Annotated in this window: 10 protein-coding genes and 1 tRNA gene; 7 read left to right on the top strand and 4 right to left on the bottom strand. The window is 70.7% G+C overall.

The window, feature by feature from the left end:
• The coding region (gene argH, locus CKO43_RS22150; RefSeq protein ID WP_200379993.1) for an argininosuccinate lyase at nucleotides 1-1,364 on the bottom strand (1,364 nt) is incomplete at its 3' end.
• A 61-nt stretch (nucleotides 1,365-1,425) separates the two neighbouring features.
• On the opposite strand from argH, the gene CKO43_RS22145 reads away from it, so the two are divergent.
• On the top strand, nucleotides 1,426-2,550 hold the full coding sequence (locus CKO43_RS22145; RefSeq protein WP_200379992.1) for a sensor histidine kinase: 1,125 nt from the start codon (nucleotides 1,426-1,428) through the stop codon (nucleotides 2,548-2,550).
• A complete protein-coding gene (locus tag CKO43_RS22140) occupies nucleotides 2,547-3,296 on the top strand; it encodes a response regulator (protein WP_200379991.1) in 750 nt (249 codons plus the stop codon). The genes CKO43_RS22145 and CKO43_RS22140 overlap by 4 nt, the downstream gene beginning before the upstream one ends.
• Nucleotides 3,297-3,516: 220 nt before the next feature.
• Here CKO43_RS22140 and ppc read toward each other — a convergent pair whose 3' ends face one another.
• Nucleotides 3,517-6,348 carry a phosphoenolpyruvate carboxylase gene (gene ppc, locus CKO43_RS22135; protein ID WP_242481293.1) on the bottom strand — a complete coding sequence of 944 codons (2,832 nt, stop codon included), beginning with the start codon at nucleotides 6,346-6,348 and terminating at the stop codon, nucleotides 3,517-3,519.
• Nucleotides 6,349-6,418: 70 nt separating this feature from the next.
• Between ppc and hemC the strand changes: the two genes are divergently transcribed.
• From hemC to CKO43_RS22110, 5 genes are all read left to right on the top strand, one after another.
• Nucleotides 6,419-7,348, top strand: a complete 930-nt coding sequence (gene hemC, locus CKO43_RS22130) for a hydroxymethylbilane synthase (RefSeq protein WP_200229116.1) — start codon at nucleotides 6,419-6,421, stop codon at nucleotides 7,346-7,348.
• Nucleotides 7,349-7,350: 2 nt separating this feature from the next.
• Nucleotides 7,351-8,124, top strand: coding sequence for a uroporphyrinogen-III synthase (locus tag CKO43_RS22125; RefSeq protein ID WP_200379990.1), 774 nt, complete (start codon nucleotides 7,351-7,353; stop codon nucleotides 8,122-8,124).
• 47 nt (nucleotides 8,125-8,171) lie between these two features.
• Nucleotides 8,172-9,245, top strand: coding sequence for a uroporphyrinogen-III C-methyltransferase (locus CKO43_RS22120; RefSeq protein ID WP_200379989.1), 1,074 nt, complete (start codon nucleotides 8,172-8,174; stop codon nucleotides 9,243-9,245).
• 17 nt (nucleotides 9,246-9,262) lie between these two features.
• Nucleotides 9,263-10,516, top strand: coding sequence for a heme biosynthesis HemY N-terminal domain-containing protein (locus CKO43_RS22115; RefSeq protein ID WP_200379988.1), 1,254 nt, complete (start codon nucleotides 9,263-9,265; stop codon nucleotides 10,514-10,516).
• Nucleotides 10,517-10,546: 30 nt separating this feature from the next.
• Nucleotides 10,547-10,623, top strand: a tRNA-Arg gene (locus CKO43_RS22110).
• 157 nt (nucleotides 10,624-10,780) lie between these two features.
• Here CKO43_RS22110 and CKO43_RS22105 read toward each other — a convergent pair.
• A complete protein-coding gene (locus tag CKO43_RS22105) occupies nucleotides 10,781-11,707 on the bottom strand; it encodes a glycosyltransferase family 2 protein (RefSeq protein WP_200379987.1) in 927 nt (308 codons plus the stop codon).
• A gap of 397 nt (nucleotides 11,708-12,104) precedes the next feature.
• The gene (locus CKO43_RS22100; RefSeq protein ID WP_200379986.1) at nucleotides 12,105-13,130 is read right to left on the bottom strand and encodes a polysaccharide pyruvyl transferase family protein; all 1,026 of its coding nucleotides are present in this window, start codon (nucleotides 13,128-13,130) and stop codon (nucleotides 12,105-12,107) included.
• Nucleotides 13,131-14,345: the final 1,215 nt, after the last annotated feature.

Below are 14,345 nucleotides of genomic sequence, written 5' to 3'. Positions count from 1 at the left end.
AGCTGCAGGCTTTCAACCCAGCGGTTGGCGACGACGTTGCGCGCGTTCAGCGAGCCCACCAGCGTCAGCACCGCGAAGACGTCGTCGCCAACCGCTGGGTTGAAAGCCTGCAGCTCGGCCAGCGACAGCTCGGACAGGTCGACGCCGCGCCCGATCGCGACCTTGACCGCGTGCGCCACGACCTCGTGCGCGTCGCGGAAGGGCAGGCCCTTCTTCACGAGGTAGTCGGCGAGGTCGGTGGCGGTGGCGTAGCCGCGGCGCGCGGCGCGCTCCATCGCCTCGGGTTTGACGCGGATGCCGCCGATCATCTCGGCCAGGATGCGCACGGTGTCGCGCAGCGTGTCGACGGTGTCGAACAGCGGCTCCTTGTCCTCCTGGTTGTCCTTGTTGTAGGTGAGCGGCTGGCCCTTCATCAGCGTGATCAGCGCCATCAGGTGGCCGACGACTCGGCCGCTCTTGCCGCGCGCCAGCTCGGCGACGTCGGGGTTGCGCTTCTGCGGCATGATCGACGAGCCGGTGCAGTAGCGGTCGGCCAGGTCGATGAAGCCGAAGTTCTGGCTCATCCACAGCACCAGTTCTTCGGCCAGGCGCGAGACGTGCACCATCGCGATCGAGGCGAAGGCGCAGAACTCGAGCGCGAAGTCGCGGTCGCTGACCGCGTCCAGGCTGTTCTGGCAGACACCGTCGAAACCCAGCGTCTTCGCGACACGCTCGCGGTCCAGCGGGTAGCTGGTGCCGGCGAGTGCGGCGGCGCCCAGCGGCAGGCGGTTGCAGCGCTTCCTGACGTCGGCCAGGCGTTCGGCGTCGCGCGCGAACATCTCGACGTAGGCCAGCAGGTGGTGGGCGAAGCTGACCGGCTGCGCCACCTGCATGTGGGTGAAGCCCGGCATCACGGTCTCGGTGTGGCCGGCGGCCAGTTCGACCAGCGCCCGCTGCAGTTCGATGAACAGCGTCGAGAGGCCGTCGATCTCGCCGCGCAGCCACAGGCGCACGTCGGTCGCGACCTGGTCGTTGCGGCTGCGGCCGGTGTGCAGGCGCTTGCCGGCGTCGCCGACCAGCTGCGTCAGCCGCGCCTCGACGTTCAGGTGCACGTCTTCGAGCTCCAGCTTCCACTCGAAGCGGCCGGCCTCGATCTCCTCGACGATCTGCGCCATGCCGCGGCGGATGGCGTCCAGGTCGGCGGCGGCGATGATGCCTTGCGCGGCCAGCATCTCGGCGTGCGCCAGGCTGCCCTGTATGTCGGCGCGCCACAGGCGCTGGTCGAAGCCGACGCTGGCGGTGTAGCGCTTGACGAGCTCGCTCATCGGTTCGCTGAACAGCGCCGACCAGGCCTGGGACTTGTTGTCGAGGGGATTCGCTGACATGCGGGGGTGGGCTGGAAGCAGGGGCCGCGGGCGCGGCGGGACTCCGTATTATCCGGCGGCGATGAAAGACGCCGGCCCCGACTCCACCAGCGGCGACTCGCCGCGGGACGGTGTCTGGCACGACACCTGGCCGGCGGGCCGCAGCCTCGGTTTTGCGCCCAGCCGTTTCGAACGCCTGGCCGACGAACGTGCGCGCGACGAAGCGCGGCTGGCCTCGGCCTTCGACGTCTGCCACCCGGCGCTGGCGCTTCGCGCCGGGCTGCTGGTGCTGGCGGTGCTGGCGGTGGTTTCGCTGGCCCAGGCCGACAGCGCGACCGACTGGCTGGCCCGCGCGGCGGCCAGCGCCTTTGCCGGCGCCAGCGGCACGCTGGCCTGGCTGGTGCTGGTCTGCTCGTCGAAGCGGTTGCTGGCGCGGCTGTCGCCCGGTGCGCGCGCCGGCACGGTGCTGCTGGCCGGCGCCGTCTGCGCGCTGGCGGCCTGGGCGCCGCTGGTCGCGATCGGCGTCGCCGACACCGCCGGCGGGCTGCGCCTGGCCGGCATCGCACTGGCCGGTGCCGGTTTCGCTGCGCTGCTGTGGCTGTGGCTGGACCTGCGCGCACGCAGCGCCGTGCCGGCCGACGCCAGCGCGCGCCTGGTCGAGCTGCAGTCGCGCATCCGGCCGCACTTCCTGTTCAACGCGCTCAACACTGCGCTCGCGCTGGTGCAGGTCGACCCGGCGCGCGCCGAGCGCGTGCTGGAGGACCTGGCCGAGCTGTTCCGGGTCGCGCTCGCCGAGGTCGGCGACTCGGTCGCGCTGGCCGAGGAGATCGAGCTCGCACGCGCCTACCTGGCGATCGAGCAGGCGCGCTACGGCGAGCGCATCGCCGTCGAATGGGAGCTGGACGCCGGTGCCGGGCATGCCCGCGTGCCGCCGCTGGTGCTGCAGCCGCTGGTCGAGAACGCGGTGCGCCACGGCGTCGAACCCGCGGCCGAGGGCGGGCGCATCCGCATCACGACGGCGCAGCGTCGCGGCCAGGCGGTGGTCACCGTCAGCAACACCGTCGCCGACCGGCCTTCGGCGCCGGGCCACGGCATCGCGCTGGACAACGTGCGCGAGCGCCTGCACCTGCTGCACGACGTGGCCGCCGACCTCGAGGTCTGGCGCGAAGGCCGCGAGTACCACGCGCGCATCGTGCTGCCGCTGTGACCACGCCCGCTGCGCCGCTATCGGTGCTGATCGTCGACGACGAGCCGCTGGCACGGCTGCGCCTGCGCACGCTGCTGGGCGCGGTGGCGCAGCCGCTGCTCGCCATCGCCGGCGAGGCCGCCAGCGCCGAGGAGGCGATGGCCTGGCTGCGGCGCGAGCGGGTGGACCTGCTGCTGCTGGACGTGCGCATGCCCGGCCGCGGCGGGCTGGCGCTGGCCGCGGCGCTGCAGGGCCTGCCGCGGCGGCCGGCGGTGGTCTTCGTCAGCGCCCACGGCGAACACGCGCTCGAAGCCTTCGACGTCGAGGCCGTCGACTACCTGACCAAGCCGGTGCGGCTGGAGCGGCTGCAGGCGGCGCTGGAGCGCGTCGCCGCGCGCCGCGTGCCGGCAGCACCACCGCAGCCGCCGGCGGCCGGGCCGGTGCTCGTCGTCAGCGAACGGGGCCGGCTGCTGCGTGTGCCGCTGGCCGAGCTGCTCTATCTGAAGGCCGAGGCCAAGTCGGTGCTGCTGCGCACGCCTTCGGGCAGCTTTCAGCTCGACGAGCCGCTGGCCGAACTGGAGCAGCGCCTGGGCGCGGGCTTTTTGCGCATCCACCGCAACGCCATCGTCGCCAAGGCTGCCGTGCGCGCGCTGGAGCCGCGCGACGACGACGAAGGCAGGGCCGTGCGCGTGGCCCCGGTCGACGAGTGGCTGGCGGTGTCGCGGCGTCAGCTGCCCGCGGTGCGGGAGGCGCTGGGGGAGGGCTGAGGCGTCCTCAGCCGGGCACTCGCAGAGCTCGTGCCCCGCCTGCAGCGTGTGGGCCTGCGCAGGCAGGTCTTCTCGTCCTCACCCCGGCACTCGCAGAGCTCGTGCCCCGGCTGCAGCGTGTGGACCTGCGCAGGCAGGTCCACACGTCCTCAGCCGGCCGCTCGCAGAGCTCGCGTCCAGGGTGCAGCGAGAAGACGTGCGCAGGCACGTCTTCTCGTCCTCACCCTGTATTTCTCAGCCCGGCGGCTACGCCGTTGATCGAGATGTGGATGCCGCGCTGCAGCCGCGCCAGCGCCGGGTCGTCGGCGGCGGCGTCGGGTTTGCGCTGGCGGAAACGCCGCATCAGTTCGACCTGCAGATGGTTCAGCGGGTCGAGGTAGGGAAAGCGGTGCTCGATCGAGCGCGCCAGCGACGGATTGGCCTGCAGCCGCGTGCTCTCGCCGGTGATCTGCTCGAGCGCGCGGCCGGCCCGCTCCCACTCGGCGCGGATCGTCGCGTAGATGCGTCTGGCCGCACGCTTGTCCTCGACGAGCTCGACATAACGCGCGGCGATGCGCAGGTCGGTCTTGGCCAGCACCATGTCCAGGTTGGACAGCAGGGTGCGGAAGAAGGGCCACTGGCGGTGCATGCGCCGCAGCAGTTCCAGCCGCGCGCCCTGTGTCGCCTCGTCGCCCAGGAAGGCCTCGATCGCCGCGCCGAAGCCGTACCAGCCCGGCAGCGCCAGCCGGCACTGGCCCCAGGAGAAGCTCCAGGGGATGGCGCGCAGGTCCTCAATCGCACGGGTCGCCTTGCGCGAGGCCGGACGCGAGCCGATGTTGAGCTCGGCAATCTCGCGGATCGGCGTCGCGGCGAAGAACCAGTCGACGAAGCCCGGGGTCTCGTAGACCAGCTGGCGGTAGGCGCCGAAGCTCGCTTCGCTGATCTGCGCCGCGGCTTCGAGGAAGGACTTGGGCGCGCTCTTGGTCGGGTGCAGCAGCGTCGCTTCCAGCGTCGCCGCGACCAGCGTCTCCAGGTTGCGACGGCCGATCTCGGGGTTGGCGTACTTGGAGGCGATGACCTCGCCCTGTTCGGTGAGCCGGATCTGGCCGTCGACCGAACCCGGCGGCTGCGCCAGGATGGCCTGGTAGCTGGGGCCGCCGCCGCGGCCGACGGTGCCGCCGCGGCCGTGGAACAGGCGCAGCCGGATGCCGTGCTCGCGCCCGAGCGCGCCGAAGAACTCGGCCAGCGCGACCTCGGTGCGGTAGAGCTCCCAGTTGCTGGTGAAGAAGCCGCCGTCCTTGTTGCTGTCGCTGTAGCCCAGCATCACGTCCTGTTCGGCGCCGCTGCGCACCACCATCTGCGTGATGCCCGGCAGCGCGTAATAGGCGCGCATGATCGCGCTGGCCTGGCGCAGGTCGGCGATGGTCTCGAACAGCGGCACGACGATCAGGTCGGCGACGGCGTCGCGGTCCAGCGTGCCGCGCAAGAGGCCGGCTTCCTTCTGCAGCAGCAGCACCTCGAGCAGGTCGGAGACGTCCTCGGTGTGCGAAATGATGTAGTGGCGCAGCGCCTCGCGGCCGAAACGCTCGCGTCCTTCGCGCGCGGTCTCGAAGACCTCCAGCTCGCTCGTCGCCAGTTCGGAATAGGCCGCGCCGCGCACGCGCAAGGGGCGGGCGTCGTCCAGCAGCTGCAGCAGCAGCGTGCGCCGCGCCGGCTCGTCCAGCGCCGCGTAGTCGTCTTCCAGCCGCGCCACGCGCAGCAGCTCGGCGACCACGGCCTCGTGTTTGTCGCTGCTCTGGCGCAGGTCCAGCGTCGCGAGGTGGAAACCGAAGACCTGCACTGCACGCATCAGCGGCGCCAGCCGCGGCGCGATCAGCGCCTGCGCGTGGTGGTGGCGCAGCGAACGTTCGACGACCCGCAGGTCGGCGAGGAACTCGTCGGGGCTGGCGTAAGCCGGCTGCAGCGCGACCGCGTGGCGCAGCGCCTCGGTGCCGGTCAGCGCCTGCAGCGTCGCCGCCAGGCGCGCGTACAGGCCGATCAGCGCGCGCCGGTAGGGCTCGTCCAGGCGGTGCACGCTGGTGTCGGGCGAACGTTCGGCCAGCGCCTGCATCTCGGGCGTCACCGGCGCCAGCATCGCGCTCGTCGACAGCTCGACCCCGAGCGCGTGCACCTCGTCGAGGTAGAAACGCAGCGCGGTCTCGCTCTGGCGCGCCAGCGCCCGGCGCAGCGTGCGCGCGTCGACGAAGGGGTTGCCGTCGCGGTCGCCGCCGATCCAGTGGCCCATGCGCAGGAAGGGCGCGAGCGCATGCCCGGGCAGGGCACGTTCGAGGTCGCGGTACAGGCGCGGGATCTCGCGCAGAAAGGTGCTCGGGTAGTAGCCGAGCGCGTTCTCGATCTCGTCGGCGACGGTCAGCTTGGCGGTGCGCAGCATGCGCGTCTGCCAGAGTTGGGTGACGCGCGCGCGCAACAGTTCCTCGTTCTCGCGCCGCTGCTCGTCGGTGAACAGGTCTTCGCGCTGGCCGATCAGCTCGGCGACCGCGCGTTCGGCGTCGAGGATGCTCTTTCGCTGCACCTCGGTCGGGTGCGCGGTCAGCACCGGCGAGATGTAGGCGTGTTCGAGCATGCGCGCGATGTCGGCGCTGCGGTGGTCGGCGGCGTGCAGCCGCTCCAGCGCCAGCGCCAGCGAACCTTCCTGCAGATGGCCTTCGCGCTCGTGCACGCGGCGCCGGCGCACGTGGTGGCGGTCCTCGGCGATGTTGGCCAGGTGCGAGAAGTAGCTGAAGGCGCGGATCACGCTCACCGTCTGGTCGGCCGACAGGTTCTTCAGCAGCCGGTCGAGCACGCGGCCGGCCGAGGCGTCGGCCTTGAGCCGGTAGGCCACCGAGAGCTGGCGCACGCGCTCGATCAACTCGTAGGCTTCCTTGCCTTCCTGCTCGCGGATGACGTCACCGAGGATGCGTCCGAGTAACCGGATATCCTCGACCAGCGGGCGGTTCTTCTCCGCGGCGTCGTCCTGACCCAGGTGGGCGGACGGCTTGCGCGGGGTGGCGGCGGGCGCGGAAGGTCGCGGCATCGGAGCTCCCAGGTTGAGTAACCGGATTACCGATTCTGGCACGGGGCCGTGGCTTGCCGATAATCGCGCGATGAGCTCCAAAACCATCATCGCCACCCGCGAAAGCCGCCTGGCCCTGTGGCAGGCCGAACACGTCCGCGACGTGCTGACCGACCGTTTCGGCCTTGCCGTCGAGCTGCTGGGCATGACGACCCGCGGCGACCAGATCCTCGACCGCGCGCTGTCCAAGGTCGGCGGCAAGGGCCTGTTCGTCAAGGAGCTCGAGACCGCGCTCGAGGAAGGCCGCGCCCACCTCGCCGTGCACTCGCTGAAAGACGTGCCGATGGACCTGCCGCCCGGCTTCGCGCTGGCGGCGATCTGGGAACGCGAGGATCCGCGCGACGCCTGGGTCTCCAACCGGTACGAGAACCTCGACGCGCTGCCGCAGGGCGCCTGCGTCGGCACGTCCAGCCTGCGCCGCGTGGTGCAACTGGTGGCGCGCCGCCCCGACCTGAAGATCGAGCCGCTGCGCGGCAACCTCGACACCCGGCTGCGCAAGCTCGACGAAGGCGGCTACGACGCCATCGTGCTGGCTGCCGCCGGCCTGAAGCGTCTGGGCATGGGCGAGCGCATCCGCTCGCTGTTCGACGCCGGCGTGATGATCCCGGCAGCCGGCCAGGGCGCGCTCGGCATCGAGATCCGTGAAGACGACGCCCGGCTGCGCGAGCTGCTGGCGCAGACCATCCACCTGCCGACCTTCCTCGCCTGCCATGCCGAACGCGCGGTGTCGCGTTCGCTCGGCGGCAGCTGCTCGATGCCGCTGGCCGCTTTCGGCACCTGGGTCGACGGCAAGCTGCAGCTCGACGCCGCTCTCGGCCACAGCACCGAGCTGACGCGCCCGCTGATCAAGGTGCGTGTCACCGGCACGCCGACCGACGAAGCCAGCGCCCGTGCGCTCGGCGAACACGCCGCGGCGCTGCTGCGCGAAGCCGGCGCCGGCGACTACCTGCCGGCCTGCTGACGGTGCGGGTCATCGTCACCCGGCCGGCGGATCAGGCGGCCGCCTGGGTGGCCCGGCTGCAGGAACTGGGCGTCGACGCGGCCGCGCTGCCGCTGATCGGCATCGCGCCGGCCGACGACCCGGCGCCGCTGGCCGCGGCCTGGCACTCGCTGGCGCAGTACGCGCTGGTGATGTTCGTCAGCCCGAACGCGGTGGCGCAGTTCTTCGCCCGCCGCCCCGCGGGCTGCGAATGGCCGGAGCAGACGCTGGCCGGCTCGGTCGGGCCGGGTTCGTCCCGGGCCTTGCGCGAAGCCGGCGTCGGCGCGCAGCTGGTCGAACCGGCGGCCGATGCCGCGAGCTTCGACTCCGAGTCGCTGTGGCTGCAGTTGCAGCACCGCGACTGGGCGGGCCGGCGCGTGCTCGTCGTGCGCGGCGAGGACGGGCGCGAGTGGCTGGCGCAGACGCTGCGCGGCCGCGGCGCCACGGTCGAGTTCGTCGCCGCCTACCGCCGCCTGCCGCCGCGGCCCGATGCGGCCGGGCAGGCGCTGCTCGACGCGGCACAGGCGCGGCCCGCGGCCCATCTCTGGCACTTCAGCAGCAGCGAGGCGGTCGGCCATCTGCGCGCACTGGCGCCGGCGGCCGACTGGTCGCAGGCCGGCGCCGTGGCTTCGCATCCGCGCATCGCCGCGGCGGCGCGTGCGGCCGGTTTCGGCTGCGTAGACGAGCTGCCGCCGTCCCCCGAGGCCGTGGCCGAATGGATGCGCCACAGGCCGCCGATACAATCGGCGTCTTTGTGACCGAGCCCGTCTCGCCCCCTTCCGCAGAGCCCGCGCCGCCGGCCCCGATGCCGGCGCCCGCGGCACCGCCCGCCGCCGCTGCCGTGCCCGTGTTGCCGGCGCGGTGGATCGCGACGTCCGCCGCCGTGCTCGCCGCTCTCGCCACCGCCGCCGCCGTGCTCGCCTGGAACACCCAGCAGCGCGTGAAGGCGCTCGAAACCGAACTCGTCAAGCGCCAGCAGGATGCCGGCGCCGAGGCCGCCGAGGCGCGTGTCGCCGCCCGTAGCGCGCAGGACGTCGCCCACGAGTCGGCGGCCAAGCTGGCGGTGCTGGAGGCGCGTGTCGCCGAGACCACCATCCAGCGCGGCCAGCTCGAGGACCTGATCCAGTCGCTGGCGCGGTCGCGCGACGAGAACGTGCTCGCCGACGTCGAGAACGCGATCCGCGTCGCGATGCAGCAGACCGCGATCACCGGCAGCGCCGAGCCGCTGGTGATCACGCTCAAGCAGGCCGACGAGCGTCTGGCGCGCTACAAGGAGCCGCGCCTGGAGCGTGTGCGCCGCGCGCTGGCGCAGGACCTGGACCGCACGCGATCTGCCGGTGTCGCCGACATCGCGCTGCTGGCGATCCGGCTCGACGAGGCCATCCGATCGGTCGACGAATTGCCGCTGCTGGCCTCGATCGACAGGCGGCGCATGAGCGCGCCCAGGTCCGCGCCGGCTTCGGCTGCGCCGCCGGCCTCGGCGCCGTCGGATGCCGAATCGGGTGCGCCCTGGAGCGAACGCTGGAAGGGCGTCGCCGAACTCGTCTGGCAGGAAGTGCGCGCGCTGGTGCGGGTTTCGCGCATCGAGCAGCCCGAGGCGATGCTGGTGGCGCCCGAGCAGGCCTGGTTCCTGCGCGAGAACCTCAAGCTGCGGCTGCTTAACGCGCGCCTGTCGCTGCTGTCGCGCCAGTTCGACACGGCGCAATCGGACCTGCGCGACGCGCTCGCCGCGCTCGACCGTTATTTCGACCCGGCGTCGCGGCGCGTGAACTCGGCGACCGAGCTCGTGCGCCAGGTGCAGGCGCAGGCGCGGCTGGCGACGGTGCCGCGTCCGGACGCGACGCTGGCGGCGATCGCCACCGCTTCGGCCGGGCGCTGACGCGAGGCAAAGTCGCGATGCGCATCGTCATCTGGCTGGTGCTGCTGTTCGTCGTCGCGGTGGTCGCCGCGACCACGCTGGGCAGCAACGACGGCATCGTCACGATCTACTGGCGCGGCTGGCGCACCGACCTGTCGCTGAACCTGTTCGTGCTGGTCGTCGTCGCCGGCTGCTTCGCCTTCACCTCGGCGGCGCAGGCGGTGAACGCGCTGGTGACGCTGCCCAAGCGCGCCGGCGAGTGGCGTGCGCTGCGGCGCGAACGGGCGGCCCAGGCGGCGCTGCGCGAGGCGCTGTCGGAGTACTTCAGCGCGCGCTACAGCCGCGCGCACAAGGCGGCGACGCGCGCGATCGCGATCCAGCAGGACTCGGCAGGCCTGCAGGCTGACGCCGAGTTCTCGGTGCTCGCCCATCTGCTGGCCGCCGGCAGCCTGCACCGTCTGCAGGACCGCACGCGCCGGGACGAACTGCTGCGCAAGCTGCCGAGCGCCGGCCGCAAGGGAGGTGTCGCCGGCGGCCGCAGTGCCGACGACGGTGCGCGCCTGCTGGCGGCCGAATGGGCACTGGACGACCGCGACGCCGGGCGTGCGCTGGACCTGCTGTCCGAACTGCCGCCGGGTGTCGCGCGGCGCACCCAGGCGCTGCGCCTGAAGCTGCAGGCCTGCCGCCTGTCGCGGCGCCCGCTCGAGGCGCTGCACACCGCGCGTCTGCTGGCCAAGCACCAGGGCTTTTCTCCGGTCGCGGCGCAGGGGCTGCTGCGTTCGCTCGCGTTCGAGGCGCTCGAAGGCGTGCACGACCTGCAGCAGTTGCAGCGGCTGTGGGACGAGTTCGACGCCGCCGACCGGCGCGACGCGCTGGTCGTCGCGCGCGCGGCACGCCGGGCGGCCGCGCTGGGCGCCTGCGAAGAGGCGCGCAACTGGCTGCGGCCGTTCTGGGAGCGGCTGGGCGAACTCGGCCGCGAGGAGCGTGACGAGATCGCGCTGGCGCTGATGGACTGCGCCGACGGCATCGGCACCGACTGGCTGCCGCGGCTGGAGTCGGCCGCGCAGGAGTACCTGCATGAACCGGCGGTGCTGGTGGCCGTCGGCATGGCCTATGCCGAGCGCCAGCTCTGGGGCAAGGCGCGCCGTTTGCTGGAGCAGGCGGCGTCGTCGTCGGCGCTGCCGAGCGTCGTCCGGCGGCGCTGCTGGCGGCTGCTGGCGCGCCTGGCGCGAGAGGAGTCGGATGAGTCTCGTGCCCGTGATTGCGAAAATTTCGCTGCAGGGCTGGACTAATCGGAAAAACGTGCTATAGTTTCTTTCTTCGCGGCTGTAGCTCAGCTGGATAGAGTACTTGGCTACGAACCAAGGGGTCGTGGGTTCGATTCCTGCCAGCCGCACCAGAACTACGTTCTAGATCAACGGGTTAGCTCCGAAAGGGCTAACCCGTTTTTCTTTGTCGCGCGATTTTGTGCTGCGCGGGCCGAATGGGCGATAGCGGCCGTTCGATGCGCGGTCGGGCCCGAGCGCTGTCTCTGCGCTCAATCGTCCGCGTGCGGCTCAGCCTCCCAGCGCGTGCCGTAGGCGCCGCCTTAACGCGGCCAGCCGGTCCAGCAGAAGCGGTGGATGCCGCAAGCACACCGCGGCGGCCTCGAGCGGACGACGGCTATTGCGCGCGGCCTGGTAGTGGTTGCGGTGGTGGAGGTCGGTCAAGGCGACGGCCCGGGCCTCGAGCAGTGCTGCGAGGCGGGCATCGCCGTCCAGAACGCTGGCGCGCAACGCGCGCGCGTGCGCGGCCTGCCCCAGGTAGTCGGCGCGGGTCTGGCTTTGCCCGGAGTTGCGCTGGGTCCAGAGGTAGCCCCCGCCCGGAAGCACGAGAAAGACGGCGCCTTGGCGCAGCAGCGCGAAGTAGAAGTGGAAGTCCTCCCCGTGGCGAATCTCGGCCGGGTACAGCTCCGGCAGCGGCTGGACGAAGGCGGACCGGAAGATGGGCTTCAGCAGTCCAAAGTCCAGTTCTCCGGAACCGGGCCGGCAGCGATCGACGAATTCGTGCGCGTTGATCAACCGGGGCGTGCTGATCGACTTCAGGTTCGGGCCCCCGGTCTGTCCTGATACCGCGTCGTAGAACAGCACGTCGTCGGCGACGACGTCTGCCTTGCGGTCGCGGCCCTGGCTGACCAGCAAGGCCAGTCGTCCCGGCAGGTAGGCGTCGTCGGCGTCCAGCACGGCGATCCACTCCCCGCGTGCTGCGCGGAACCCGGCCGTTCGCGCCGCGGACGGACCGCCGTTCTGCCCAAGGCGAATCACCCTGACCTCGTCGCGGCCACCGAACTCGGCCTGCACGCTGCCGGCGCTGTCCAGCGGGCAGGCGTCGTCGACGACGATCACTTCCAGGCTGACGCCCTCCTGGGCCAGTGCCGAGCGGATCGCGCGGCCGATGAAGCCGGCCGCCCGATAGGCGGGGATCACGACGGAGACGTCAACCATGGGTGTCCTGCTGGTTCAATCGTTGCGCCGGTCGGTGCGCGGTGATGTGCATTCGGGAGGCCGGAGAAGGCTGGCGACAGCGCAAGCGTCGCAGCGGCCTTGAACCGGAAGATCGTCGACCGTTCGCCCCAACCAGATCTCGTGCGCGGTGCCGCGTCGATATGAGCCAAGTCGGGCAGGATCGCCGCGAAGCCGATCAACGCCGCGCATATCGGCACAGGGCCGAAGGCTGGTCACGGCGACCATCAAGGCCGGCGCCCGGCCAGCCGGCTGCATCAACTGACCGGAACGCCCGCGACGCCTGGCCTGCTCCATCGCCACCGTGCTGATGCGGGACAGCGCGCGGGCAGGGCGCGCCTGCAATGCCTTTTGACGATCCGGCATGTCGCCGTGGTGATCAATAGGCGTACTGGACGGCCAGGCGATGCGCCTGGCCCACCGCTTCGCGCATGCGGTCGAGTCGGGCCTGCAACACGGCGTCGCGGCTCAGGAAGACTTCGCCGTGCGCCGTCGCGGCCAACGCGCGCGCCGCGCGCGCCCGGTGAATGGGGAGGTTCAGCATCCGGCGTCCACGGTTGGCCACGCGGTGGAACAGCGTCGGTTCTACCGGCCGCAGCAGGCGACGCTTGATCTCCGGTGAGAAGCGCTGGCCAAAATATGCCTCCAGCTCGTGCCGGCGCAGTTTGCCGTCCAGCATGTCGTGTCCTGACAGGCCTGCGTCGCGAAGAACCGATGCCATGGCCGCATAGTGGCTCGTGTCGAGTAGATGACCTGCGGGAATGCGTGTCGGTTTGTATGGCACTCCCATCGACAGGCACCAGTCGCGCCACTTGAACTCGTCGACGGCCGGCGAGACGATCACCGGCACCCACGGGATGCGCATGGTGTCGGCGACGATGGCACCGTGCATCGCCTCGGTGACGACGAGCTTGGCCTTCGAGAAGGCCTCGAGGACCGTCTCGACCGGTTGCTGCGGGCTGACGAAGCGCATTCCGGCCGCTGCGGCGATCTCCTCCCACGGCGAGTTGCGTATCGACCGGTGATGCACCATGAACAGGATGTCGCCCGGCTGGTCCACAACCCGGGCCGCTGGCGTGTCGGCCAACAGGATCGCGCCGTCGGTCACTGCCGCATCGGGGCGTCCGATCAGCTCGGCCGTCAGCGGGCCGCGGACGGCCAGGAAGTGCCAGCCCTCGGTGCGGCGGGGTGGGCGGTCGTACGAAGTTCCAGTGCCGAGCACGATGACGGTCTGCTGTGTGTCCGCATACCGGGCAAGCCACTCGTCGCTCAGGATGCTGCCGATCCCGATCAGCAGCAGGTTGGGCGCGTCCTGCACCTCCTGCGGCAGCACGCGCTTCCACATGTAGGTGTTGAGGTCGTCGCCAAAGTTGAGGTGGGGGTCCCGGTAATAGAACAACTCCATGAAGCCACCGTCACCATTCCAGAGTTCAAGGCTGTCGCGCTGCGGTTTCAGTCCCGATCGAGCAGGTCTGCCTGGTCGGTCACTGCTGCCGCCACCATTGGTGTAGTGGGTGCGAGCAGGGGCCGGTCGCCAGGCACGACTGTGCGCACTCTAATGCCGTGGTCTGCCATCGACCTGATGGCCTTCGCTGTTGCAGGGGCGCCGCCGGGACGGGGTGTTGCGTCGTCGTCCAGTTCCCGGCGTGCCGAGGGGAGGGCTAGCCGGGGTGACGAGCGGGTGAGTGCATCGGTTGCTGCTTGGTGGCTCATGGGCGGCAGAGGGTGGTGGTCAAGTTCCGGGGCTTGGGGTTGCTCCGACGCGGCTGAGTCTGTGGTTGGGGCCTCGCTTCTTGGGCGCCTTCAGTGTGGGTACTGCTGTGGTCATCGTTACTCAGCGCGGCTTTGGCCGACGTGGACTCGCTGCGAAGCGCTTCCGGGGCGAGCTGTCGGTTCGGTTGGCGCTGCCGTCTCGGGACGGCGGCCACCGCTACCAGCCGTGCCCGCGTAACGGGGCAGCGAGAAGCAAGCGCTGCCTGTAGCGAAGTCGGTCTACTGATGGAGCGGCGGTGTAGGGAGGAGGCATCTTCCAAGTTCTCCCGCGTGTCTGACAACGAAGCGTGGCGCATGCGCGCGCACGACGCGCTCAACACGTTTCGCACTGTCGATGCGCAGTTGGGTGCTGCGGCCACTCCGCAAGCAGCCTCACCTCATGCTGCTGCCAAGCAGCGCAGCATCGTTCACGGGCCCCTGGGCACTTGTCAGGGCTGACGCAGCTTGCTCGCGGGCCCGCCAGGTGCGCCACCGAAGCCGTCCTTGCAGGGCGTGCGTGCCATCTTTGAACTTTTCTCGGCGCTCCCGCTTGCGTTCGCATTTGGACTCGTGCTACAGTCACAGGCTCCGCTGATCGACGGAAGTGCTTCGAAAGAAGCGCAACCGGAGAGGCCCTTCAAAAGGTTTCGACGATAAGCAGAAAAGCCGAGTGTTTGACAGAGTTTTAAGAAAATGTCATAATCTTGGTCTTCGCTGACAACAAGTCAGCGCGCTGCGAAGGCGGCGAAGCTCTTTAACAACATACAGCCGATAAGCGTGGGCGTTTGAAGGCGAGTGCCAAGAAGTCGCAAGACTTCGAGGTCCTAGTGACTTTAAACGCTCATGGAAATAGAAGTGAAGTTCACTT

This window comes from Rubrivivax gelatinosus, from assembly GCF_016583785.1.
Classification (GTDB): Bacteria; Pseudomonadota; Gammaproteobacteria; order Burkholderiales; family Burkholderiaceae_C; genus Rubrivivax; species Rubrivivax gelatinosus_B.
The sequence above is the reverse complement of the archived record's forward strand: the minus strand, read 5'-3'. Positions and strand labels throughout refer to the sequence as shown.